This window comes from uncultured Williamsia sp., from assembly GCF_947494875.1.
Classification (GTDB): domain Bacteria; phylum Actinomycetota; class Actinomycetes; order Mycobacteriales; family Mycobacteriaceae; genus Williamsia_A.
Map to the genome: position 1 here is coordinate 853,560 of NZ_CANLWM010000001.1, position 23,506 is coordinate 877,065.

24 protein-coding genes are annotated in these 23,506 nt (G+C 70.0%); 11 read left to right on the top strand and 13 right to left on the bottom strand.

Translation table 11 applies throughout. From position 1 onward, the window contains the following. Positions 1-17 precede the first annotated feature (17 nt). Both Q1A98_RS04075 and Q1A98_RS04080 read right to left on the bottom strand, forming a co-directional pair. Positions 18-641 (bottom strand): hypothetical protein, encoded by a 624-nt coding sequence (locus Q1A98_RS04075; protein WP_299570066.1) that lies wholly within the window; start codon positions 639-641, stop codon positions 18-20. A 42-nt stretch (positions 642-683) separates the two neighbouring features. After that, entirely contained in the window at positions 684-2,558 is a 1,875-nt protein-coding gene (locus tag Q1A98_RS04080) for a glycosyltransferase (RefSeq protein ID WP_299570068.1), read from the bottom strand. A 67-nt stretch (positions 2,559-2,625) separates the two neighbouring features. Between Q1A98_RS04080 and Q1A98_RS04085 the strand changes: the two genes are divergently transcribed. Beyond that, on the top strand, positions 2,626-3,510 hold the full coding sequence (locus Q1A98_RS04085) for a polysaccharide deacetylase family protein (protein ID WP_299570070.1): 885 nt from the start codon (positions 2,626-2,628) through the stop codon (positions 3,508-3,510). An 8-nt stretch (positions 3,511-3,518) separates the two neighbouring features. On the opposite strand, the gene Q1A98_RS04090 is transcribed toward Q1A98_RS04085, so the two are convergent. The 3 genes from Q1A98_RS04090 to Q1A98_RS04100 all read right to left on the bottom strand — a co-directional run bounded on the left by Q1A98_RS04090 (position 3,519) and on the right by Q1A98_RS04100 (position 4,836). Beyond that, on the bottom strand, positions 3,519-3,734 hold the full coding sequence (locus Q1A98_RS04090) for a hypothetical protein (RefSeq protein ID WP_299570071.1): 216 nt from the start codon (positions 3,732-3,734) through the stop codon (positions 3,519-3,521). An 86-nt stretch (positions 3,735-3,820) separates the two neighbouring features. Continuing rightward, positions 3,821-4,207 (bottom strand): hypothetical protein, encoded by a 387-nt coding sequence (locus tag Q1A98_RS04095; protein ID WP_299570073.1) that lies wholly within the window; start codon positions 4,205-4,207, stop codon positions 3,821-3,823. Continuing rightward, a complete protein-coding gene (locus Q1A98_RS04100; protein ID WP_299570075.1) occupies positions 4,207-4,836 on the bottom strand; it encodes a nucleotidyltransferase domain-containing protein in 630 nt (209 codons plus the stop codon). The genes Q1A98_RS04095 and Q1A98_RS04100 overlap by 1 nt, the downstream gene beginning before the upstream one ends. Before the next feature lie 196 nt (positions 4,837-5,032). Here Q1A98_RS04100 and Q1A98_RS04105 point away from each other — a divergent pair, with 196 nt between their 5' ends. Beyond that, positions 5,033-5,833, top strand: coding sequence for an S-methyl-5'-thioadenosine phosphorylase (locus Q1A98_RS04105; protein WP_366943354.1), 801 nt, complete (start codon positions 5,033-5,035; stop codon positions 5,831-5,833). Continuing rightward, entirely contained in the window at positions 5,833-6,858 is a 1,026-nt protein-coding gene (locus Q1A98_RS04110) for an NAD-dependent epimerase/dehydratase family protein (RefSeq protein WP_299570079.1), read from the top strand. Before Q1A98_RS04105 ends, Q1A98_RS04110 begins: the two co-directional genes overlap by 1 nt. 102 nt (positions 6,859-6,960) lie before the next feature. On the opposite strand, the gene Q1A98_RS04115 is transcribed toward Q1A98_RS04110, so the two are convergent. Next, a complete protein-coding gene (locus Q1A98_RS04115; protein ID WP_299570080.1) occupies positions 6,961-8,355 on the bottom strand; it encodes a hypothetical protein in 1,395 nt (464 codons plus the stop codon). A 133-nt stretch (positions 8,356-8,488) separates the two neighbouring features. Here Q1A98_RS04115 and Q1A98_RS04120 point away from each other — a divergent pair, with 133 nt between their 5' ends. The 7 genes from Q1A98_RS04120 to Q1A98_RS04150 all read left to right on the top strand — a co-directional run bounded on the left by Q1A98_RS04120 (position 8,489) and on the right by Q1A98_RS04150 (position 15,139). Next, positions 8,489-9,157, top strand: a complete 669-nt coding sequence (locus Q1A98_RS04120; RefSeq protein WP_299570081.1) for a glycosyltransferase family 2 protein — start codon at positions 8,489-8,491, stop codon at positions 9,155-9,157. Beyond that, positions 9,154-9,834 carry a DUF2064 domain-containing protein gene (locus Q1A98_RS04125; RefSeq protein WP_299570082.1) on the top strand — a complete coding sequence of 227 codons (681 nt, stop codon included), beginning with the start codon at positions 9,154-9,156 and terminating at the stop codon, positions 9,832-9,834. Before Q1A98_RS04120 ends, Q1A98_RS04125 begins: the two co-directional genes overlap by 4 nt. Then, the gene (locus Q1A98_RS04130; protein ID WP_299570083.1) at positions 9,831-10,520 is read left to right on the top strand and encodes a bifunctional 2-polyprenyl-6-hydroxyphenol methylase/3-demethylubiquinol 3-O-methyltransferase UbiG; all 690 of its coding nucleotides are present in this window, start codon (positions 9,831-9,833) and stop codon (positions 10,518-10,520) included. Before Q1A98_RS04125 ends, Q1A98_RS04130 begins: the two co-directional genes overlap by 4 nt. Before the next feature lie 49 nt (positions 10,521-10,569). After that, positions 10,570-11,346, top strand: a complete 777-nt coding sequence (locus Q1A98_RS04135; protein WP_299570085.1) for an SDR family NAD(P)-dependent oxidoreductase — start codon at positions 10,570-10,572, stop codon at positions 11,344-11,346. 163 nt (positions 11,347-11,509) lie between these two features. After that, positions 11,510-12,565: an iron ABC transporter substrate-binding protein gene (locus Q1A98_RS04140; RefSeq protein WP_299570087.1), complete on the top strand. Its 1,056-nt coding sequence runs from the start codon at positions 11,510-11,512 to the stop codon at positions 12,563-12,565. Positions 12,566-12,569: 4 nt separating this feature from the next. Continuing rightward, positions 12,570-14,096 carry an iron ABC transporter permease gene (locus Q1A98_RS04145; RefSeq protein WP_299570088.1) on the top strand — a complete coding sequence of 509 codons (1,527 nt, stop codon included), beginning with the start codon at positions 12,570-12,572 and terminating at the stop codon, positions 14,094-14,096. After that, on the top strand, positions 14,093-15,139 hold the full coding sequence (locus tag Q1A98_RS04150) for an ABC transporter ATP-binding protein (protein WP_299570089.1): 1,047 nt from the start codon (positions 14,093-14,095) through the stop codon (positions 15,137-15,139). Before Q1A98_RS04145 ends, Q1A98_RS04150 begins: the two co-directional genes overlap by 4 nt. A gap of 15 nt (positions 15,140-15,154) precedes the next feature. On the opposite strand, the gene Q1A98_RS04155 is transcribed toward Q1A98_RS04150, so the two are convergent. Continuing rightward, positions 15,155-15,946: an alpha/beta fold hydrolase gene (locus tag Q1A98_RS04155; RefSeq protein WP_299570091.1), complete on the bottom strand. Its 792-nt coding sequence runs from the start codon at positions 15,944-15,946 to the stop codon at positions 15,155-15,157. Between the two features lie 209 nt (positions 15,947-16,155). Here Q1A98_RS04155 and Q1A98_RS04160 point away from each other — a divergent pair, with 209 nt between their 5' ends. Beyond that, complete coding sequence (locus tag Q1A98_RS04160; protein ID WP_299570093.1) at positions 16,156-17,244, top strand: zinc-binding dehydrogenase; 1,089 nt, start codon at positions 16,156-16,158, stop codon at positions 17,242-17,244. An 18-nt stretch (positions 17,245-17,262) separates the two neighbouring features. Here Q1A98_RS04160 and Q1A98_RS04165 read toward each other — a convergent pair whose 3' ends face one another. The 6 genes from Q1A98_RS04165 to Q1A98_RS04190 form a co-directional block, all read right to left on the bottom strand. Then, the gene (locus Q1A98_RS04165; protein WP_299570095.1) at positions 17,263-18,159 is read right to left on the bottom strand and encodes a LysR family transcriptional regulator; all 897 of its coding nucleotides are present in this window, start codon (positions 18,157-18,159) and stop codon (positions 17,263-17,265) included. A gap of 40 nt (positions 18,160-18,199) precedes the next feature. Continuing rightward, a complete protein-coding gene (locus Q1A98_RS04170) occupies positions 18,200-18,415 on the bottom strand; it encodes a hypothetical protein (RefSeq protein ID WP_299570567.1) in 216 nt (71 codons plus the stop codon). 160 nt (positions 18,416-18,575) lie between these two features. Next, the gene (locus tag Q1A98_RS04175; RefSeq protein WP_299570097.1) at positions 18,576-20,408 is read right to left on the bottom strand and encodes an acyl-CoA dehydrogenase; all 1,833 of its coding nucleotides are present in this window, start codon (positions 20,406-20,408) and stop codon (positions 18,576-18,578) included. Between the two features lie 198 nt (positions 20,409-20,606). Beyond that, positions 20,607-21,179: a NifU family protein gene (locus tag Q1A98_RS04180; protein ID WP_299570099.1), complete on the bottom strand. Its 573-nt coding sequence runs from the start codon at positions 21,177-21,179 to the stop codon at positions 20,607-20,609. Beyond that, positions 21,179-23,137: a ferrous iron transporter B gene (locus Q1A98_RS04185; protein ID WP_299570100.1), complete on the bottom strand. Its 1,959-nt coding sequence runs from the start codon at positions 23,135-23,137 to the stop codon at positions 21,179-21,181. Before Q1A98_RS04185 ends, Q1A98_RS04180 begins: the two co-directional genes overlap by 1 nt. Then, positions 23,134-23,439 carry a FeoA family protein gene (locus Q1A98_RS04190; RefSeq protein WP_299570102.1) on the bottom strand — a complete coding sequence of 102 codons (306 nt, stop codon included), beginning with the start codon at positions 23,437-23,439 and terminating at the stop codon, positions 23,134-23,136. Before Q1A98_RS04190 ends, Q1A98_RS04185 begins: the two co-directional genes overlap by 4 nt. Positions 23,440-23,506: the final 67 nt, after the last annotated feature.

Sequence of the window (23,506 nt, forward strand, 5' to 3'; positions counted from 1 at the left end):
CCGGATTCCTCGGACCCTCAGCGCGACCGGTAGAAGACCACCGGCGGGAGGGGGCGTAGCCCGCCGCCCGAGTTGCGCGCGGAGAACGTCACGGGGCCGTCGTCCTGCGTGCCGACCGCGATGGTCCCGATCCGCCGGAACGGCGCGACGGGACCGCAGGCGAGGAGGTCGAGGGTGTCACCCGGACGGACGGTGTGCGCACCGTCGGAGCCGGGACGCGGGGTGTGTCGGACGCCGAAGAGGATCGGTCGCACGCCGGCCAGGTACAGCCACAGCGTCGAGTACAGACCGCCCCCGGCCAGTGACGCGGGGAGTGCGAGATGATGGGCAGGGGCGCCGTCGGCCGACGCGGCCATCAGCAGATCCTGGTGCTTCCCGGGCCCGTGGGCATCGACGAATCGCAGGCACAGCGTCTGGCGGACCCGACCCTCGGCGGGCGCGCTCACCTGGATGAGCGCCTCGTGCGCGGTGGCCGGGCGAAGCAGGCTCACCTGCGAGGGCGTGTCGGCGTCGTCATCGATGGTGACGGTCGCGGCGTGGACGGGTCCAGCCGACGAAAACGGACCCCCGCCCATCCCCGCGGCCGCCGACAGGGTGTCGCGGGCGGTCACGGCCAGTGTCGCGATGAGGTTCTCGGCCATGCTGCACAGTAACGCCGGCCGTCGGCGACGCGCGGTGCCGACTCAGTCGGCCGGCGCGTCGATCCCGTAGAGCCGCGCCCAGTTGTCGACGCTGGTCAACGTGGGCATCGCGCCGCGATAGGCGTCGGCCAGCCCGGGTGCCTCACGGCGGAAGCGCATCGTGATCCGGACGAGCCGTTCGGTGAGACGACGGGCGGTGTCACGGTCGTATCGGCGCTCACGGCAGCCGTGTTGCGATGCGTCGGTGACGAAGACGTGGTCGAACTGTCCCACGTGCCACCACTGCGCGTCCTCGTACGAGATGGCGACGGGCCCCCGGATGAGACGACCGCGCGCGTGGGCGAGGGATCGCTTCGCCAGGACCGCGTCCTCCCAGCCGGGCTTGGGCGGCGGGGCCGCGCGTCGGATCGGCACCGACGGCCCGATGGCCGACACCGGGACCACCTGGGTGTCGGCGTAGGCGCGACGTTCGGCGTTGATCTCGCGCAGGGCGGCCTCGCCGCCGTCGTCGAGAACCGACGGTCCGATGAGGAAGTCCTCGATGGCCCGCAGCTGGGTGTGTGCGAGTCCGTATTGCATGCTCACCACCGACCGGGCGATCGCCCGGCCCATCTCCTTCGCCACCGCGTCGGGTGCGAACCCCGGTTCCAGTGCGGCGGTGATCAATCCGTTGCGCGTGGCGAAGTAGTGCCCGAAGCCGTCGACGTCCTTCCAATAGAAGTCGGCGTGCCACACCCCGGCACCGGGCAGCGTGACGGTCGGGATGCCCGCCCGGGCCGCGCGGAGGCCGTATTCGACGTCGTCCCACTGGAAGAACACCGGCAGCGGCATGCCGATCCGCGCGATCACCTCGGCGGGGATGAGGCACGTCCACCAGCCGTTGTACTGCGCCTCCGCCCTGCGGTCGGAGATCTTCTTCAGGACGTTCTTGTTCTGGTGGACGTACCTGTCGTCGGTGACGCCTCGTCGCAGACTCACGAGGTCGACCTTCTCGGCGGTGGCCAACAGGTGAGTCGGGTTGTGCAGGAACAGCATCTGGGCACCGACGATGGACGGCCCGCTGGTCATCGCGGCGAAGGCGGCCAACCGTACGACGGTCTCCGGCTCGCACAGGATGTCGTCGTCCATGAGGATCACGTCACCGTGCGGGGTCCGCTGCGACGCCTCGAACATGCCGCGGCTGAACCCGCCCGCGCCACCGAGATTTGCCTGGCGGATGTAGTGCAGCGTGTCGCCGAGGTCGGCGCGGACGCGGTCGAACAACGGGTGGTCCTCCACCGGGGTGTCGCCCTGGTCGACCACCCAGATGGCGTCGACAACGGACAGTGCGCCAGGATCCGACGCGAGGGCGGCGACCGTCTCGGCGCAGTGCCGGACGCGGTTGTGGGTGCAGATCGCGATCGACACGGGGCGTGGGACCTCGTCGGTCTCCACCGACCACTCGACGTCGGAGATCCGCGCGGTGCCGCCGATGGCCTGGAAGGACAACCAGAGCGCGCCACCGTCGGCGAAGGCCGTCAGCGGAGCGGTCATCGACACCGAGTCGTCGCTGACCACCTCGGTCGCGTCGACGATGCGCCGGTGGCTGCCGATGTCCGACGCCCACAGCACGAGACGCAGGTGGGAGGACGTCGCGACGGTGACGGTGACCGTCACCGACGTCGCCGAGGTCCAGCGCTGCCAGTAGCTCGCGGGGAAGCGTCCGAAGAAGGTGTTCATGTCCGCGTGGGCGCCGCGGTCGAGGTGCAGCTCGGTCCGGGTGCGGCTGGCGCTGCCCTTCTCCATGACGGCGTACAGCGCCTCGTTCGCGACGGGGGAGGTCCCGGTGAACAGTCCGCGGGCGACGACGCGCCGGCCGTCCGGCGATCGGTCGCCCCGGTCCGTGTCCGTGGTCGTGGCCGTGTCAGCGGAAGTCACGGTGGGAAGGGTATCGCGCAGAGGTGGGGCGATCGGTGACGCGTGAGCCACCGCGCATCATGGGGTCATGGCCCTTCCCTCCCACGGCAGGTTCGAGCACTCCGCTATCACCGAGCGCCCCGATTTCGAGTGGCCCGGCGGTGCCCGTCTGGCCGTCTACGTCGCTGTGAACTGCGAACACTTCGCCTACGACGACGGTTCGACGGACCTCGGCTTCACGCCCGGGATGAGCCAACCGGACTCCTACAACTTCGGGTGGCGCGAGTACGGCAACCGGGTCGGGGCGTTTCGCGTCGCCGAGACACTCGAGCGGGTCGGGATCCGCCCGACCGCGCTGGTCAACTCGGAGATCTACGAGCACGCACCGGCGGTACCCGCGGCCTTCCGCGCGCTCGGGGCGGAGTTCGTGGCGCACGGTCGGACCAACTCGGCCACGCCCAACTCGCTGACCGGTGACGCCGAACGGGAGACGATCGATCTGGTCCACCGGGCCATCACCGATGCGGAGGGCTCGCCCCCGCGCGGCTGGATGAGCCCGGGCGCCGCGCCCAGTCGGATCACCGAGGACCTGCTGGCCGAGCGGGGGTTCACCTACACCCTCGACTGGCCGATCGACGACCAACCGGTCTGGCTCACCACGCGCGGCGGACCCCTGCTCGCGGTGCCCTACCCGCACGAGGTCAACGACCTGCCGGTGTTCGTGCACCACCACCACACTGCGGAGACGTTCGCGCGGATGATCACCGACTCGTTCGACGAACTGCGCGAGAACGCCGACCGTCAACCGCTGGTGCTGTCCATCTCGCTGCACACGTTCCTCGCCGGCCAGCCGTATCGGCTCCGGCAGGTCCGGGGCGCGCTCGAACACCTGCGCGCTCACGCCGACGGCGTGTGGTTCACGACCCCCGGTGAGATCGCCGATCACTACGCATCGGTGGTGCCGGCGCCCTGACACCCCGGTCAGGGGATCCCGATGTCCTCGATCCGCTCCGCGGCGGCCCGCTCGTCGGCGGTCAGCGTGCTCGGGTCGACGGGACGTGCCCGCTCCCAGCGCTTGTGCACGGGGCAGCGCTGGAACCGGGAGGTGCCGAGGCGCGCGGCCTTGAACGAGACCATCGGGATCCAGATGGACGAGTACAGAGCGCCGGACTGGCACCGGACGATCGTGCGGTTCACACATCGATCATTCGCCGAACGAAGGGCTTGCGCAATGGACCAGCCACTCCGACCGTCGAGAGTGCGGTCGTCGCCTTCGCGGTGAACTATCCCCGGCCGACCACTGCTCGCCTCGCCGCCTCGACCAAGTGCTCGGCGGCGCGCATGATCCGTTTCAGCTCCGCGGGCGTCAGGTCCTGATGCGTGTATGCGGCCTTGTTCTTCACGTTCAATAGCGTGGTCAGGTGTCGCTCGGACCCGCTGTCCGCCTTCTTCAGCAGTGCGACGGCCTCGCTGTGGTTGCCGGTGTTGGAGTGCACCCCGAGGCGTACGCAGCAGAGCACGTCCGACGCGGCGATACCCGCGTCGATGTACAGGTCTCCCGCGGCGTTATGCATCTCGTCTTCGAGAAGCTGCGCACCTTCGAAGAACTCGACCGCCTTCGACAGTCGCCCCGCCGTGATCGCTGCGTCGCAGCTCCGCTGACCTGCCATCAGGATCTCCTCGCCGCACGCAACTGCGTGGTGAACCAGGCCCGTGTGCCCGCGACGGTCTGGCCCTGTTTCGAGACCTCCGCAAGCAGCGGCTCGGCGGCGAGCGCCGCGGCGTGAAACTCGAGTTCGGTGTACTCGACGATCCGGCCGTCGTTCCCGGTCCACGCAGTGACCAACCGACCGAGTTCGGCCACCCGTTGCCCCCACACGTCGTCATCGGAGTCGGTCCTGCGCACGAGGACCACGTCGATGTCGCTGTCGAGCCGCATGCGCCCAGTCGCTGCCGACCCGAACACAGCGGCGTAGCGCAGCGAGGCGCCCCACCCACCCAAATGCCGTTCAAGTCGCTCGAGGAAAGCGGAATGCAGCCGCGCCAACGCCATGATGGGCTCGGCAGCAAGGTGCTCGGTGTTGAGTCGATAGGTGTGCGTTCGCCCCACCTCGTCGTGGAGGACCACACCCTGGGCGGTCAGTCGGTTGAGTACCTTGCGGATGCCTTCCCCCGACGCAGTCGCGAGGATGCGCTGAACCTGCTTGATCGTAAAAGTGGCGTCCGCGCTCGCCAGGACGACGAGGACGTCGCCGTCCAGGGTCGGCGTGACAGTGGCGAACGGCTTGTTCAACTGCACGGCCCAACTCCTGTCGCCAACGCAAGTTAGAGTAACGCAACTTTAGTTGGAGTGGAAAGGGCGAATTCCCGCCACCTCGGTAGCTGCGTCCGACGTGGATTCCCCGCATCTCGCTGGACTGCACCCAGGTGGCCTGTGCCGGCGAACCCCTAGTGTTGGCCGGGTGAGCAGCGCACCTCTGGACGACGCCCCGACGATCGGTGTCATCGGCGGCACCGGCTTCTACTCCTTCTTCGACGACGAGGCGCGTGACGTCGTCGTCGACACCCCGTTCGGGGCGCCGAGTGCGCCGATCTCGGTCGGCACGGTCGACGGCGTCCGCGTCGCGTTCGTGCCGCGACACGGACTCCACCACGAGTACCCGCCGCATCGCGTGCCCTATCGGGCGACGATGTGGGCGTTGCGATCTCTCGGTGTCCGACGGGTGCTGGCGCCCTGTGCCGTCGGCAGCCTCACGCCCGACATCGGGCCGGGTGCCGTCGTCATCCCGGACCAACTCGTCGACCGGACATCGGGTCGGGAGCACACCGTGTTCGACACCAGCGCCGTCCACGTGAGCTTCGCCGACCCGTACTGCCCCGTGCTCCGTGGCCACGCTTCGGAGGCGGCACGGTCGGCTCCGGCGAAGCCGCCCGTCGTCGACGGCGGGACGATGGTCGTCGTCGAGGGGCCGCGCTTCTCCACGCGGGCCGAGAGCAGGTGGTACGCGGCGCAGGGGTGGACGCTGGTGAACATGACCGGTCATCCCGAGGCTGTTCTCGCCCGGGAGCTCCAGATGTGTTACGCCGCAGTCGCCCTGGTGACCGACCTTGACGCCGGGGTCGCCGAGGGCGAGGGAGTGTCGGAGGCGGATGTGTACGCCGTGTTCGAGCGCAGCCTGCAGATGCTCAAGGGGGTGCTGTCGCACACAGTGGCTCTGGTCGACACCGATCCCGCCGCGGCGGACTGCGACTGCGCCGCCGGCGGCCACGATCTCGACGCAGTGATGGCCCACTGATGCGCGTCCTGCTCACCGGCGCAGCCGGTTTCATCGGCACCGCGATCCGCCGACAGCTCACCGACCGCGACCACGAGGTCGTGAGCGTCGACGGGATGATCCCCGCCGCGCACGGCCCCGGCGCGGTCGCGCCCGACGGGGTCCTCGTGGAACAGTTGCGCGACAGCGACATCGACGCCCTCCTCGACGGTGTGGACGTCGTGTGCCACCAGGCAGCGCGCGTCGGTGCCGGCGTCGACGCCAACGACGCCCCCGACTACGCCGCCGACAACGATCTCGTCACCGCACGCTTGCTCGCCGCGATGTATCGCCAGGGCGTGACCCGCCTCGTGTTCGCGTCGTCGATGGTGGTCTACGGGGACGGGACGTACGTCGACGTGACCGGCACGGTGGTCGATCCGCCCGAACGGACCCGGGAGGCGTTGGAGAACGGGCGATTCGAGCGGTATCTGTCCGACGGAGCCGCCGCTCGGTGGGCGCTCACCCCGGAAGAGGCGGCCCTCGCGCCCCGGAGTTACTACGCCGCCAGCAAGGCCGCGCAGGAGGGTTTCGCCAAGGCGTGGACGTTGGAGACGGGCGGGTCGGTGACCGCGCTGCGCTACCACAACGTCTACGGCCCACACATGCCCAAGGACACGCCGTACGCCGGTGTCGCCGCGATCTTCCGGTCGCAACTCGAGGCGGGCAAGGCCCCGACGGTCTTCGAGGACGGCGGCCAGATGCGGGACTTCGTCCACGTGGACGACATCGCCCGCGCGAACGTCGCCGCCCTGGAGAACACCCCCGAGGGGTTCGTGCCGCTCAATGTCTGCTCGGGACAGCCCATCTCGATCCTCGAGGTGGCGGCTGCGCTCAGCCGGACCGTGGGCGGTGACGAGCCTGTGGTGACCGGCCGCTTCCGGCCCGGCGACGTCCGGCACATCGTCGCCGACCCGGCCCGTGCTCGCGAGGTTCTCGGCTTCGAGGCGCAGATCATGCCGTCCGACGGGCTCGCCGAATTCGCGACAGCGCCGCTGCGCGACTGATCCGTCCAGAACCCGCACGTATAGCCCCTGCCGCGTGCATAAAGCACGCGCAGACGGCTATCGGTGTCGGTTGTGGACGACGAGCGCGATATCCCGCATCTCCTACCAGTGCGTCCGCACGATGCTGTTGATGAGCAGCGCGGTGAGGACCTGGGCGGCCAGCCAGAAGCGCGCGTGCTTCGGCGGGAGCAGCGCCGTCGTGGTGAGGATCCACGCGCCGAACGGCAGCCAGATGCGTTCGGTCTCGGCCTTGCTCAGCCCGGACAAATCGGCGAGAGCCATGGCGGCGAGGCCCGCGAGCCCGAGGATGACGACGGCCTCGCGGCGACGGATCGCGCCCCACCGCAGCGTGCGCCCGAGTCCGACGACCGCAGCCGGCCCGACCGCGCACATCGACGCCGCGAAATTCGCCCACACCCAGTACGAGTAGGGCCGTTTGCTCGCGATCCCCTGGTAGTAGCGCTCGTAGACCATGTGATACCCGTCGAGCCACCAGAACCCGGCCGCGGCGAAGACGGCCACCACGACGATCGCGGCAGGGATCGCCCACAGCAGCGGCTTCCAGCGTCGTGCCACGACGAGGGTCGCGACGGCCACGACGCCCATGAGGGTGAGCCCGTAGTTGCAGAAGATCCCCCAGGCGAGCAGTGCGCCGGCACCGATGCCCGCGACCGCGCGCACCCGGGCTGCGTCGGTGGTCGCCGAGACGGCCAGCAGCGCGATGCCCCAGGCGACGACACCGAGGAAATAGCCGTCGGCCGACACCCCGATCCACACCGCGGCCGGGGTCACCGCCGCGAACGGGGCGATGCGTCGTGCGGTGTCCTGCCCGGCCAGCCGGGCGATCGCGACCAGGATCGCGATCGCGGCGCTGGTCCCGACGACGATGCAGAACACGCCGGCACGCGTGCCGGTGCCGAGACCGACCCGGTCCAGCAGGACGAAGCTGAGCAGCGCACCCGCGGGGTGGCCGGACACGTGCGTCGGCCACGAGTTCGGCTGGAAGTCGAGGATGCGCGAGTCGAACGTCTGCAGCATCCGGCCGATGTCGGAGACACCGCGCGCCGTCGGCAGGTACTCGTCGGGACGGTCGAGCTGGACCGAGATGCCGCGGGTCCACCCGTCGATGAGCGCCAGGCTCAGCGTCCACGCCATGGCGACGACCCACGTCACCAGCATCAACGGACCCCACCGCAGCGTCCGGGCCGCCCACGGGCCGAGAACGATCACCAACAGACCGATCGCGACGGCGACGGCGGTGCTGTAGTTCCCGTGCGGCTCCACGTTCCCGAACAGCGGCGGCGCGAGGACGAAGATGTTCAGCTTCAGCTCGGGCGAGCCGTAGAACGGCACCAGGATCGCGGTCAGCAGCAGCGCGGACGCCACCAGTATGGCCGCGGTGTCGCGGAACCATCGCGCGTCGCCCGGTGCGGATGCCGCGACCGGCTCGTCCGAGATGTCCGACTGCTGGTCCGGCGCCGTCTGCGTCTCCGTCACGGGCACCACGGTAAGCACTGGACCGGGGTGCAGGTTGTCGACCCGCTCCGGCGTTGCGCACCCCGCGATCCGGCTAGGGTTTCGCTCATGATGATCACGCCATGCTCGTGCGGGAGAGCACTCGGCGCCGCCCGTGGCTGAGGACACCCCCCTGGCCGGGGTCACCGTCGTGATCCCGTGCCGCGACGAGGCGCAGGCCCTCCCCGGCGTGCTCACCCGCATCCCGGACGGATACGAGGCGCTCGTCGTCGACAACGGCAGCACCGACGGCACCGGCGACGTCGCCCGTGCTCACGGTGCGACCGTCGTGGTGGAGACCGTGCCCGGATACGGCAGTGCCGTCGACGCGGGAGTGCGTGCGGCGACAGGCGAGATCGTCTGCACCATCGACGGGGACGGCTCCATGAACCCTGCGGACCTGGTCACGCTCGTCGACGAGGTACGCCGCGGTGCCGATCTGGCGGTCGGCCGTCGGCGGCCGTCGCACCGCGGGGTGTGGCCGCTGCACGCGCGGATCGGCAGTGAACTGATCGCCCGGCGTATACGACGACTCCACGGGATCGACGTGCACGACATCGGACCGATGCGCGCCGCACGGCGTGGCCGCCTGCTGGAGCTGTCCGTGCAGGACATGCGCTTCGGGTACCCCGTCGAACTCCTCGTCCGTGCCGGTCAGGCCGGGTGGCGCGTCGTCGAACACGACGTCGTCTACAACCCGCGTGCGGCGGGCGAGTCGAAGGTGTCGGGATCGATGATGGGGTCGGTCCGTGCGACCCGTGACTTCCTGGTGGCGCTGCGATGAGCGCGGCCGGAGTGCTCGTGGTGGCCAAGGCGCCGGTACCGGGGCTGGTCAAGACCCGTCTGATGACCCGGTTCTCCGCCGAGGACGCCGCCGCGTTGGCGTCTGCTGCGCTGCTCGACACCCTCGACACGGCGCTGTCGGTGCCGGGGGCATCGGTGGTCGTGTCGCTCGCGGGTGTGATCGACGACGCGGTCGGTGCCGACGATCTGCGCGACCGTCTGTCGCGAACCACCGTGGTGGAGCAGCACGGAGACAGTCTCGGTGATCGGCTCGACCGTGCCCATCGGGACGCGGTCGCGGCCGTCGGCGACGATGCCGTGGTGATGCAGGTCGGTATGGACACCCCGCATGTGACGGTGGAATTGCTGCAGGCCGGGATCGACGCGGTCGCCGAACACGGCGGCGCGGCGCTGGGGCCGGCGACCGACGGCGGATGGTGGGGCCTCGCCCTGCGTGGTGCGACCGGCTCGGACACCCTGCCCGCCGTCCCCATGTCCCGTGACGACACCGGCGCACGCACCGAACAGGCCCTGCGCGATGCGGGCCTGGCGATCCACCGGTTGCCCGACCTCGCCGACGTCGACCACCCGGAGGACGTCCACGCCGCAGCGGCGCTGTGCGCGCCGTCGAGCGCGTTCGCGCGCCTCGCGGCCCGACTCGTCCCGGCGGCCTCATGAGCGCCCCCGAGGGCGTCGGGACCGACACCGATCTGGACGACGAGTACCCCCACTTCGACGAGGCGTTCCTCGACGCGTTGCGCGGCCAGAACAGCTGGTTGCGGCTCGCGGACGGCACCCGCACCCGACTGCCGGTCACCCGGTGGATGGGCACCAGCGGTGAGACCGACGACGCCGCCTTCGACCGCCACGTCGCGACGCTGTGCAGCGGTCCCACGGTCGACCTCGGCTGCGGCCCCGGGCGATTGGTGAGCGAACTCGTCGATCACGGGGTCTGCGCGATCGGGGTCGACCGCAGTGCCCACGCCGTCGACATGACCCGTCGACGCGGCGGTGTCGCGTTGCGCCGCAGCATCTTCGACGAGTTGCCCGCCGAAGGACAGTGGGATCACGCACTACTCATCGACGGCAACGTCGGGATCGGCGGCGACCCCTTCGCGACGGTGGAACGCGCGGCGCGACTGGTCGCATCGGGCGGGACCGTCGTCGTCGAACTCGAGGCCGGGGTGCACGGCCTCTGGTCGGGGTCGGTGCGTGTCGAGTCCCGGGCCGTCATCGGCCCGTGGTTCCCCTGGGCCCGCGTCGGTGTCGGAGCGGCGCGTGACCTCGCCGAGCGCACCGGATTACGCCTCGGCACCGCCCACGTCATCTCCGGGCGGCACCTGCTCGAGCTGCACCGACCCTGAGGCGACAACCCACCGAACGAGCACTCGGTGGGTTGTTAGGCTGCGTTTCGTGGACATCACCGGAGCAAGTGCAATCGTCACGGGGGCCGCGTCGGGTATCGGCGCCGCCGTCGCCCGCCAGCTGGCCGCGAAGGGGGCCAAGGTCGTCGTCGCGGACCTGCAGGAGGACAAGGGGACCGAGCTCGCGACCGAGATCGGCGGCGCGTTCGTCAAGGTCGACGTCACCGACACCGCGCAGATCACCGCCGCGGTCGACAAGGCGCTCGAGCTGGGCCCGCTGCGGGTGCTGGTGAACTCGGCCGGAATCGGCTCGGCGCAGCGCACCATCGGGCGCGACGGCTCGTACGACTCGGCGTTCGATCTGGACGTCTACAAGAAGGTCATCGCCATCAACCTGATCGGCACCTTCGACGCGATCCGTCTGGCCGCCACCGCGATGAGCCGCGGCGAGGAGACCGACACCGGCGAGAAGGGCGCGATCGTCAACATGGCGAGCGTCGCGGCGTTCGACGGTCAGATCGGTCAGGTCGCCTACTCGTCGTCGAAGGGCGGCGTGGTCGGCATGACCCTGCCCGTCGCACGTGACCTCGCCGCGGCGAAGATCCGCGTCAACACCGTCGCCCCGGGTCTCATCGACACCCCGATCTACGGCGAGGGTGAGGAGTCCGAGAAGTTCAAGGCCCACCTCGGGCAGTCCGTGCTGTTCCCGAACCGCCTCGGACAGCCCGACGAGCTGGCCTCGATGGTCATCGAACTCGTCACCAACTCCTACATGAACGCCGAGGTCGTCCGCGTCGACGGTGGCATCCGGATGCCACCGAAGTAGTCACCCGCACCTCCCGCTACCCGAACCGCCTCCCGCGACCGTCCCGACGGTCGCGGGAGGCGGTTCTGGTCGCGGGGATCTCTTCAGGTACCGAGGGCAGGCTTACCTCGCCGGTCGAGTAAAGTTCTCTTTACTGTCTGATTCGCCCGAAATCGAGGTCCGAGTGTCGCTCACCCGCAAACTGTCCGTCGCCGCCGCCGCCGCGGTCCTCCTGGGTGGGGTGGCCGCGTGCGGCTCGTCGTCCTCCTCCGACGGGGAGAGGGCCTCGGCCACGTCCGTCTCGTCCTCCGGATCCGAGCTCGTCGTCTACTCCGGCCGCGACGAGGACCTCGTCGACCCGCTCATCGACCGCATCGGTGCGGGCGTCGGCGTGCCGGTCGAGGTCGACTACTCGGGCAACACCAACGCCCAGGCCGCGAAGATCCTCGAGGAGGGCGACCGCAGCCCGGCCGACGTGTTCCTCGGCCAGGACGCCGGGGCGCTCGGTGCCCTCGACGACGCAGGTGTCCTCGCGCCGCTGCCGCAGGACATCCTCGACCGCGTGCCGGAGCAGTACCGCGGCGCCGACGGCACCTGGGTCGCGACGTCGGCGCGGGCGCGCGTGCTGGCGTACAACACCGACGACGTCCAGGCCGCAGAACTGCCCACCGGGATCGACGGCATCCTCGATCCGCGCTGGAAGGGCCGCATCGGCTACGCGCCGACCAACGCCTCGTTCCAGGCGTTCGTCACCGGACTGCGCGTCACGCGTGGTGAGGACGGGGCCGAGCAGTGGCTGCGGGCGTTCTCGGCGAACGAGCCGGTGGCGTTCGAGGGGAACGGACCGCTGATCAGCGCGGTCGACGACGGACAGGTCGCGGCGGGACTCACGAACCACTATTACTTCTATCCCTATGTCGCGGAGAAGGGTCCGGCCGCATCGCTGGCACTGCACTCGTTCGACGCGAACGACCCGGGCTCGTTGGTGAACGTCGCCGGTGTCGGCGTCCTGACGTCGGCAGACAACCAGGAGCAGGCCTTCGCGCTCGTGCGGGAGATGCTGTCGACCCAGTCGCAGCAGTACTTCGCCGACGAGACCGCCGAGTACCCGGTGGTCGGCGGGATCACCTCGAAGTACGACCTCCCGCCCCTGCCGCAGGGTGCCTCCGACCTCGACCTGGGACAGCTCGCGTCCCTCGAGCAGACCCAGGCCCTGCTCACCGAGGTCGGGATGATCTGAGGCGATGCCACGACGAGCGCTCGGCGCCACCGCGCTCGTGGTGGCCGCGGGGAGCCTGATCCCACTGGTGTACCTGGTGATCCGCGCGCTCGAGCGCGGGCCCGACACCGCGGTCGCGCTCATCGCGCGCCCACGTACGGCGGAGCTGGCGCTGGCCACGGTCGTCCTGGTCATGATCGTGACCGCGCTGTCGCTGGTGGTCGGTGTCGGTCTGGCGTGGCTGACGACACGTACCGATCTGCCCGGCCGGCGGGGATGGGCGATCGCCCTCGCGGCGCCGCTGGCGATCCCGTCGTACGTGTCCGGCTACGTGTGGATCGCCGACGTCCCGGCGCTCGCCGGGCTGGCCGGCGCTGTCCTCGTGCTGACCACCGCGTGCTTCCCACTGGTCATGCTCCCGGTGGCCGCGGCGCTGTCGACCGGCGACACCGGGACCGTCGACGCGGCACGGACGTTGGGGCGCAGCGCTCTTCGGACGACGCTGACGGTGGAGATGCGACGGGTGTGGCCCGCGGCGGCGGCCGGTGGGCTGCTCGCCGCGCTCTACACGATGAGCGACTTCGGGGCCGTGGCGCTCATGCGGTACGAGGCGTTCACGGTCGGGATCTACAGCGCCTATCGGGGCGGGTTCGACCGCACCGCGGCCGCCGTTCTGGGGGTGGTCCTCGTGGTCCTGGCTGTGGCGGTGACCCTGATCGAGCGCCGGGTGCGGCGGGGGGCGACGGCGCGTGTCGGGTCCGGAATCGATCGGGTGCCCGCCCCGATCGAGCTGCGTCGCGGTCGGGTCCCGGCGCTGGTTGTTGTCGTGGGCGTCCTCGCGGTGGGTGTCGGTTACCCGGTGATCGGGCTGATCGGGTGGGTGGTGCGGTCTCTGAGGCGGTCGCTCGACCTGGCCGACGTCCTCGCGACGACCGCCGCGACGGTCCAGATGTCGGCGATCGCGGCCGTCGTCGTCGCGGTGCTGGCGTTCCCGGTCGCCCTGTTCGCGGCACGATCCGCCTCCCCGGCAGCGCGATTCGCGGAGTCGGCGACCTACGTGGCCCACGGTCTGCCGGGCATCACGATCGCGCTGGCGATGGTGTTCGTCGGAATCCGTCTGGTGCCGGGGATCTATCAGACCGAGGGCCTGCTCGTCGTCGCCTACGCCGTCCTCTTCCTCCCACTGGCGGTCGGCAGCACGCGGGCGGCGATCGTGGCGTCGCCGGTGGCCCTCGAGGACGTGTCCCGAACTCTCGGGCGCGGGGGACTGTCGACGACGCTGCGGGTCACCCTGCCCATCGCGGCGCCCGGGATCACGGCCGGGGCGGCGCTCGTGTTCCTCACCGTGGCGAAGGAACTGCCCGCGACCCTCATGCTGCGGCCCCGAGGTGTGGACACCCTGGCGACCGAACTCTGGTCGACCACGCAGGTGCTCCGCTACGGGGAGGCCGCGCCCTACGCGCTCGCGCTGATCGTCGTCTCGGCCGTCCCGACCTTCCTCCTCACCCGGGTCATCGCACCCCGGCCGAGCCATGCGGTGGCGCCGGGATGACCCCTGACGCGGTGCACCTCGACGAGGTGTCGGTGTCCCACGGTCGGCGCACCGTCGTGCACGCGGTGTCGCTGGCGGTGAAGCCGGGAGCGATCACCGCGGTGCTCGGCCCGTCCGGATGCGGCAAGACGACGCTGCTGCGGGCGATCGCAGGGCTGCACCCCATCGACGCCGGACGCATCACCCTCGACGGCCAGGTGGTCTCCGACGGTCGGCGCCGGTCGGTGCCCGTGGAGCGGCGCACGGTGGGATTGATGCCCCAGGAGGGCGCGTTGTTCCCGCATCTCGACGTCGCGGCGAACATCGCGTTCGGCCTGCCGCGCAGGATCGGTCGAGATGCGCGGGCAGCACGCGTCCGCGAGGTCGCCGACATGTCCGGGGTCGGGGATCTGCTCGGTGCGCGGCCCCAGCATCTGTCGGGTGGCCAGCAGCAGCGGGTCGCTCTGGCGCGCGCCCTGGCACCTCGACCACGGCTGGTGCTGCTCGACGAGCCGTTCGCGGCACTCGACGCCGGTCTGCGGGCGTCGCTCCGGGACGACGTCACGTCCGCTCTGCGCGAGCAGGGAACCGCTGCCATCGTCGTGACCCACGACCAGGCCGAGGCCCTCTCCATCGCCGATGACGTGGTGGTGATGCTCGACGGCGCCGTCGCGCAGGCCGGGGTAGCACAGGAGATCTACACGAGACCACGGTCCCGGCGGGTCGCCGAGTTCGTCGGTGACTCCGTGATCCTCGACGCCGACCGCGTCGGGGCCACGGCGACCTGCGTGCTCGGCGAGATCGCGGTCCACGGTGGCGGATCAGGTCGTGGGGTCGTCGTCGTACGTCCCGAACAGGTTGTCGCCGAATCGGATCCGAACGGTGCGTTCGAGGTGGACCGAGTGACGTTCACCGGACCGGACACGGTGACGACGATGCGTCACCGGGACTCCGGCGTATCCGTCCGGATGCGCGCCACAGGACCGCACCCGCCTGCGAGTGGACCACACCGGGTCCGCGTCACGGGGTCGACGATGTTCCTGCCGGCCCCGACTGCGAGGTGAAGCGGCCCGTGGAGATCAGCCGGTGCGGCCCAGGATGAGATCCACGGTCTGCGCCGGCTGATCCCACATCGGGAAGTGGCCGCACTTGTCGAACCAGTGCAGCTGCGACCCGGGGAACGCGGCGTGCGCCCGTGCGGCCTGCTTGGGCAGAGTGACGCGGTCCTGTCGGCCCCAACCGATCGTCACCCGGCCGGGCGTCGTCCCCTCGGGCGCGCCCTCCTGCAGCGGACCGTCGACCAGCGCGTCGAGAGCCTCGCGCAGCGACGTCGCCTTCTTGAAGCTGCGCATCTCGTGCAGAGCGACCGACGAGGGCAGTTTCCACGGGGCCGCCGAGAACTGCGCGAGCAGCGCCGTGCGTCCGACGGGGTTGCCGGTGAGCGCCGGCATCACCGGCTGCAACCCGAGGACCAGCGGCAGCGACGCCTTGAGGGCTGTGCTGAAGAAGCGGAGTTCACCGGGACTCCAGAAGCCGCCGGGATCCAACGCGACGGTGTCGCCGCCGACGCCACGCCGCGCCAGCTCGAGAACCATGCGCGCGCCCATCGAGCTGCCGACCGTGTCGATGCCCGTCAGGTCGTGGGTGTCGATGAAATCCGAGACCGCATCGGTGAGCGACGCGATCGTCACCTCGCCCGGCAGGGGCGCACTGTCGCCGAATCCGGGGAGATCGATGCTGATCACGTCGCGGTGCTGCGCGAGCTGATCGAGGATCGGCGACCACGACGCCCAGCTCGCGCCCAGGCCGTGGACCAGGAGCAGTGGGGTGCCGCTACCGCGGCGATCGAAATTGAGTGACACGCCTGACATGGCGCACGACCCTTCTGGTGGGAGATCCCGGTGCGACGACGTGCTGCATCACCAAAGGGCTGTGTCCTCGACGCTACCGGCTGCGCACGGCTGCTTCCCACCCACCATGCGTGAACCTCATGGCGGGTATGCCGCACTGTCGCTTTTCGCATGCCGTCGGCGTCGTTAGCGTTCTGGGGGAGACAGGGTTTCAGGAGAGGAGGACCGCCATGTTGGCCGCGGTACTGGATGATTTCGGCACACCGTTGGATGTCCGTGAGGTGCCCGATCCGGGTGTGCGTGGCGGCGAGGTGGTCGTCGACGTGCTGGCCACGTGCGTCCTGCCGTACGCGTCCGAGGTGTTCGGGGGAGCGCGCAGGTACCCGCTGGAGCCCCCGGTCGTCCCCGGCCTCGGCGGGATCGCGCGTGTGGTGACGACGGGACCCGACGCGACGCGTCTGACCCCGGGAGACCTCGTGTGGTGTGACGCGACGGTCCGTTCGCGGGACGACGCGAACACACCGGACATCACGCTGCAGGGATGGAGTTCGCGGGGCGACGGTGGTCTGCGGTTGTCGCGCCACTTCCACGACGGGTCGTTCGCCGAGCGGATGTCGCTGCCCACCGAGTGCGTGTATCCCGTGGGGGACGTCGACGAGGCGGACGCGGCGCGGTGGTCGGCGCTGGGGATCTACCTCGTTCCCTATGGCGGGCTGCTCGCCGCTGACTTTCGGGCGGGCGAGTCGTTGCTGGTCAGTGGTGCGACGGGGAACTTCGGCAGCGCAGCGGTCGCCGTCGGCCTCGCGATGGGGGCGGGGCGGGTGGTGGCCGTGGGCCGTGATCGGCGGGTCCTCGACGACCTTCGTGCGCGTTTCGGAGCCCGTGTCCATACGGTCGCGCTGACCGGTGAGGCCGATGAGGACCAGGCCTCGATGACGGCCGCCGGGGGTGGTCCGCTCGACGTGGTGCTCGACATCCTGCCGCCGGCCGTCGATGCCGGCGTGGTCCGGACCGCGGTGATGACCGTCCGCGAGTACGGCCGCGTCGTCCTGATGGGCGGGGTGGGAATGCTCGGCGGTGCCGATCTCGCGCTGCCCTACCCCTGGCTCATGCGGAACTCGGTGACCGTCCGCGGGCAGTGGATGTACCCGCGCGACGCCAATGCTCGTCTGATCGAACTGGCCAGAGCGGGGCTCCTCGACCTCCGACAGGACGGTGTCCACACCTTCCCGCTGGCCAGGGTCAACGACGCCATCGCGTACGCGGCCGACAACGCCGGGCCGTTCGTGAGGACTGTTCTCGCACCGAACGCGCACTGACGCGTCCAGGTCGCGCCGTCAGGCGCTGGTGGTACAGAGCGCGTCGATCAGCGCCTCGATCGCCGGGTCGACCGCATCCGGTCGATGTGCGAGAACCAGTCGTCGTGTCTCGGTGGGTCCGTCGGCCACCCGGAGGAGTCGGACACCTGGCGGCAGCGCGTCGGCCATGTTCGATGCGACGGTCGTCACACCGAGGCCCGCCGCGACGAGACTCGACTTGGTCATCCAGTCGCGGGTCACATGGGCGACGTTCGCCTTGCCCGGGAGGGATGGCCATGCGCCGAGCAGCGGTTCCTCGGTTCGGGACGATGCGACGATCCATCGCTGATCCATCAGTTCGGCACGGGTGGCCGATTCGCGGTCGCCGAATGGCCCCGAGGTGGCCACCGCGACCATCAGGGCGACCTCGGTGATGGTCGTGACGGCGAGATCTGGGGACTCCGAGTCGAGCGGACGATGGGGCGGACGCGACGTCACGAGGACCGCGTCGAGGGAGCCGGCTCGGACCGCGCGCACGAGCGCAGGCGTCGACCCCTCACGCGTCGTCACCGCGATGTCGGGCCGACTGCGGCCCAGAGCAGCGAGGGCCCGCGGTACGAGAACCGCTCCGGCACTGAAGAACATCCCGAGGCGGATGGTGGAGCCGTCCGTCGACGGTCCGCGCAACGTACGCTCGACCGCTTCCATCTCGTCGAGGACGCGCGCCGCGTGGGGCAGCAGGCGGACGCCGGCGGGCGTCAGGACCACACCGCCCGGCACGCGGTCGAACAGCCGGGCCTGAGAGGCCCTCTCGAGCGCGGCCACCTGACGGGAGATGCCGGACTGCGTGTAACCGAGGGCCTGCGCCGCGGCGGTGAAGGTGCCCCTCTCGGCGACCTCCCGCAGTACGCGGAGGCCCGAGATCGAGAGGTCCATGGCGATCGATGATAGGCAACGACCGCGCATCGAGGACCCGTCAGCCGACGGTGCGGGCGGACACCGTCAGATCGTGTGCCTCGGTGTCCGGCTCGTCGATGCCGAAGCTGATGACCCTGCGCGCGTGGATGCGGATCACCGGCGTCGGGGCGTCGACCGACTCGGCGGTGCCCCGGATCTCGACACAGCGCACCCGCCAGGGCGCCACCGAGGCGACGTCGTCGACGACGAACGCGACCTTCCCGTTGTCGCGGATGTTGCGGAACTTCTGGCTCTTCTCGAGGTCGTACCCGACGAGGCGAGTTCGCTTGCTGTGAAGGTCATGTCACCAGTCTCGGAGCTCAAGCGCACTGGAGGTCAAGACGACGGCGGGCCCGGTCCGTGAGGACCGGGCCCGCTGTGCGTGGTGGATCAGATCAGAACGCAGCCTCGTCGAGCTCCATGGCGTCGTTGTCGATGTTCTCCAGGACGGTGCGGGTCGAGGTGAGCAGCGGCAGCATGTTCTTGGCGAAGAACGACGCGACGCCGATCTTGCCCTCGTAGAACGACTTGTCCGTGCCGGAGGCGCCCGCGTCGAGTGCGGCGATGGCGATCTCGGCCTGACGCAGCAGCAGCCAGCCGATCATCAGGTCACCGACGGACATCAGGAACCGCACCGAGCCGAGTCCCACCTTGTAGAGCTCGGCCGAGTTCTCCTGCGCGCCCATGAGGTAACCGGTCAGTGTGGCCGCCATGCCCTGCACGTCGTCGAGAGCGGTCTTGAGCAGCGCGCGCTCGGTCTTGAGGCGCCCGTTGCCCGCCTCCGACTCGATGAACGAGCTGATCTGGCCGGCCACGTGGGCGAGCGCCTGGCCCTTGTCGCGGATGATCTTCCGGAAGAAGAAGTCCTGCGCCTGGATGGCCGTGGTGCCCTCGTACAGGGTGTCGATCTTCGAGTCACGGATGTACTGCTCGATCGGGTAGTCCTGCAGGAAGCCGGACCCACCGAGGGTCTGCAACGACTCGGTCAGCGTGCCGTAGGCGCGCTCGGACCCGACACCCTTGACGATCGGGAGCAGCAGGTCGTTGACCTTGAACGCCATCTCCTTGTCGGCGCCGGAGACGATCTGCGCGGCGGCCTCGTCCTGGTGGGACGCGGTGTACAGGTAGATCGCGCGCAGGCCCTCGGCGTACGCCTTCTGCGTCAGCAGCGCACGGCGCACGTCGGGGTGGTGCGTGATGGTGACGCGCGGTGCGGTCTTGTCCGTCATCTGCGTCATGTCGGCGCCCTGCACACGCTGCTTGGCGTAGTCGAGGGCGGTGAGGTAGCCGGCGGACAGGGTGGCGATCGCCTTGGTGCCCACCATCATCCGGGCGTGCTCGATGACGTCGAACATCTGCGCGATGCCGTCGTGGACCTCGCCGACGAGCCAGCCCTTGGCCGGGATGCCGTGCTGACCGAAGGTGACCTCACAGGTGGCCGAGACCTTCAGGCCCATCTTGTGCTCGACGTTGGTGACGAAGACACCGTTGCGCTCGCCGAGCTCACCGGTCTCGTGGTCGAAGTGGAACTTCGGCACGAAGAACAGCGACAGGCCCTTGGTGCCGGGACGCGCGCCCTCGGGGCGGGCCAGCACGAGGTGGAAGATGTTCTCGGTCATGTCCTGGTCGGCGGAGGTGATGAAGCGCTTCACACCGTCGATGTGCCAGGTGCCGTCGTCCTGCTGGACCGCCTTGGTGCGGGCGGCGCCGACGTCCGAGCCGGCGTCGGGCTCGGTGAGGACCATGGTGGCGCCCCAGCCGCGCTCGGCGCAGATCTGGGCCCACTTCTTCTGCTCGTCGGTGCCGTTGTTCCAGAAGATCTCCGAGAACCCGGTGCCCGCGCCGTACATGAACAGTGCGGGGTTGGCGCCCAGGATCATCTCGCTGATGGCCCAGAACAGGGTGCGCGGAGCGGGCATGCCGCCGAGCTCCTCCTCGATGCCGACCTTGTCCCAACCGGCGTCCATGAAGGCCTTGTAGGACTTCTTGAACGACTCGGGCAGCGTGACCGTGTGGTTCTCGGGGTCGAAGACGGGCGGGTTGCGATCGGAGTCGGCGAACGACTCGGCGATCGGGCCCTCGGCGAGGGTCCGCACCTCCTTGAGCATGTCGATCGCGGTCTCGCGGTCCAGATCACCGAAGTCGCCGCTGGCCAGGACCTCGTCGAGCTTGAACAGCTCGAAGAGGTTGAACTCCAGGTCGCGCAGGTTGCTCTTGTAATGGCCCATGACTGGATTTCCTTTGTCGCCGAGGTGGGTTCGAGCGGAGGCGAGGCCCGCCGTCGGCACGGGAACTTGGCCGACCGGTAAGTTACTCACCAGTAATAACCCGAATATACCTGCCCACCGCGTTCGCGAACAACCACGGATTCCTCGGTGTGATCTGCGCCGCATCGACGCAGGAAAGTGGCGCGGTGCGGGCCCGACTCAGGGCAGGAGCGGCAGCAGTCGTCGCAGGTGGCCGCGGTCGGCGGGCCCGTCGGCGGCCCGCACCTCCCGCAACTGCGGGGCGCGCACGCGGACGGCGTCGGCGAAACGATCGGTGAGGGTGACGTCCGCGGCCGGGCAGTGTGAGCAGGCCCCGGCGAGGTCGACGGTGATGACGCCGTCGGCGACGTCGACGACCCTGAGCGCGCCACCGTGGGACGCGACGAACGCGCCGACGTCGCCGTCGAGGACCTCTCGCGCGGCTTCTCGGAGCACGTCGTCGGCGCTCGTGGGTTGCGCGGCCGACCAGTCCGCGGGCTGCTCGAGGTCCGCGAGCAGCGCGCCGCGGACGCGGGAACCGTCCGCGCGCCAGGTGTGGCCGGAGGCCAGGGTCACCCGGACCGCAGCCGACTCCACGATCACGGACTCGACGATGCCGTCGCGGGCCAGCGCGTCCAGGGACGGGGGCAGGGCGGCGGGTGCGCCGACGAGCGGGAGCAACCCGCCGGGGACCACCCACCGGACCGTCGCAGGGTCGTCGGCGACGGGTTCGGGGTGAACGGGGATCGCCATCAGACGACCGCGGCGACGATGGTCCGGGCGAGGAACGCCATGCCCCAGGCGATGACGAAGAGGTAGCCGAACGCCAGGGCCGGCCATCGCCACGACCCCGACTCTCGGCGGAGGACCGCGATCGTCGACATGCACTGCAAGGCGTAGAGGAAGAAGACGAGCAAGGCGGCGATGGTCGGTGCGGTGAAGAGCGGCTGACCGGTTCGCGGGCCGTCGGTGACCTTCAGCGCCTTCAGGGCCTGCGCAGGGTCGTCGGGGTCGGTGGCCGCCGCCACCTGGCCGAGGGTGGCGACGAACGTCTCGCGCGCCGAGAGCGACGCCAGCACGCCCACGTTGATGCGCCAGTCGAAGCCGAGGGGCTCGAACACCGGCTCGATGAACCGGCCGACGTCGGCGGCCGCGCTGTGGTCGATGACGTAGGACGAGGTGGCGGTGTCGTTGTTCGGGTCGATGCCCGCGGCGCGGAACTCGGCGTCCGAGCGGGTCGGCAGGTTCAGCAGCAGCCACAGGGCGACGGTGGTCAGGAAGATGATGACGAAGACCTTGCGCACGAACCCCTTGCAGGCGTCGTAGACGCTGAGCAGTACCGACCGCACCGACGGCAACCGGTAGGGCGGCATCTCCATGTAGAACGGCAGCAGAGGTCCGGCCCCGCGCCGGAAGCGGCTGAACAGCCAGGCGCTCACCATCGCCGAGATCGCGCCGCCGAGATACAGCGCGAACATGACGACACCCTGCGCGCCGAACGGTCCGACCTTCGCGTCGCGGCTGACGAGCAAGCCGACCAGCAGGACGTAGACGGTGAGCCGCGCCGAGCACGTCATCAGCGGCGCCGACATCATCGTGGCGATCCGGTCGCGCATCGACGGCAGCGTGCGGGTGGCCATGATCCCGGGGATCGCGCACGCCAGGGACGACAGCAGGGCGACGAACGCGCGTCCTTCGAGGCCCGCGGTCGACATCACCTTGTCCATCAGGAACGCGGCACGTGCCATGTAGCCGACGCCCTCGAGCACCGCGATGAGGATGAAGAGCAGGGCGATCTGCGGCAGGAACACCAACACCGATCCGACGCCGCCCAGCAGCGCGTCGGACAGGAAGCTCGAGAGCCAACCGATGGTCACGTGCTGCTGCACCTGGTCACCGAGGAAGGTGAAGAACGCCTGTACCTGGTCCTGCAGCGGGGTGGCGACGGTGAAGATGATCTGGAAGAACGCGAACATCGTCACGAAGAAGACGATCGTCCCCCACACCGGGTGCAGCAGGACGGCGTCGATCCGTCGGGTGCGTCGGTCGAGTTCGGGCATCCGATACGACGACGCGGTGAGCACCGACTCGATCCAGCCGCCGACCTCGTCGACCGCGGTGGGCGGGTCGACGACCGGGGTCGACCACGACGACGGGTCCGCGAGCAGATCGCGCAGCGGACCGAGCTGGGAACGCCGACCACCGGTGACGGCGACGACGGGCACCCCGAGTGCTCGGGAGAACGCCGCGATGTCGATCCCGCCCTGGCGTCGGATCAGTTCGTCGGTGAAGGTCAGCACCACGCATGTGGGCACACCGGTCCCGATGACCTGCGCGAACATTCCCAATGAGCGGCGCAGTGTCGTCGCGTCGAGCGTGACGATCAGCGCGTCGGGGGTGTCGAACTCGGGGTGGTCGCGGTCGAGGACGTCGGCGACGATCTGCTCGTCCGGGCTGATCGCGTCGAGGCTGTAGGTGCCGGGCAGGTCCTCCAGCACGACGACGTCGGCGCCGGAGTCGCCACCGAGGGTCACTCGCCCCTCGTATCGGGCGACCGTGACGCCGGGGTAGTTCCCCGTCTTGGCGCGGAGACCGGTCAGTGCGTTGAAGAGTGTCGTTTTGCCCGAGTTGGGACTGCCGACCAGGGCCAGGCGGAGGGTGCCCGCCGGGACGTCCGCCGTGGCGGACCCACCGTGGTGGCCGTGGGTCACCGGGGTGCGAGAGCCTGCGCGGAGTCGACCTTGATGCACCGGGCCTGGTTGCGGCGCAGCGCGATCTCGTACCCGGCGACACGGACGACGACGGGTCCACGGAGGGGAGCGCGACGCACGACGTGGACGTGCGCTCCCGGGACGAAACCGAGGTCGAAGTATCGGCGCGCGGTGGCGGCGTCGGCCTCCTCGCACAGACGGTCGATGACAGCCGTGGTGCCGGGGCGCAGGTCGGCGAGGCAGGTCTCGACGTCGGCGGTCGGAGACGTCCCCACGACGCGCGAACCGAGATGCTCGGTCATGACCGACATGCGATCCCCTCACTCGACGAGCAGGTTAGCCCTGCCTATCCGATGTCACTGAGGGCAG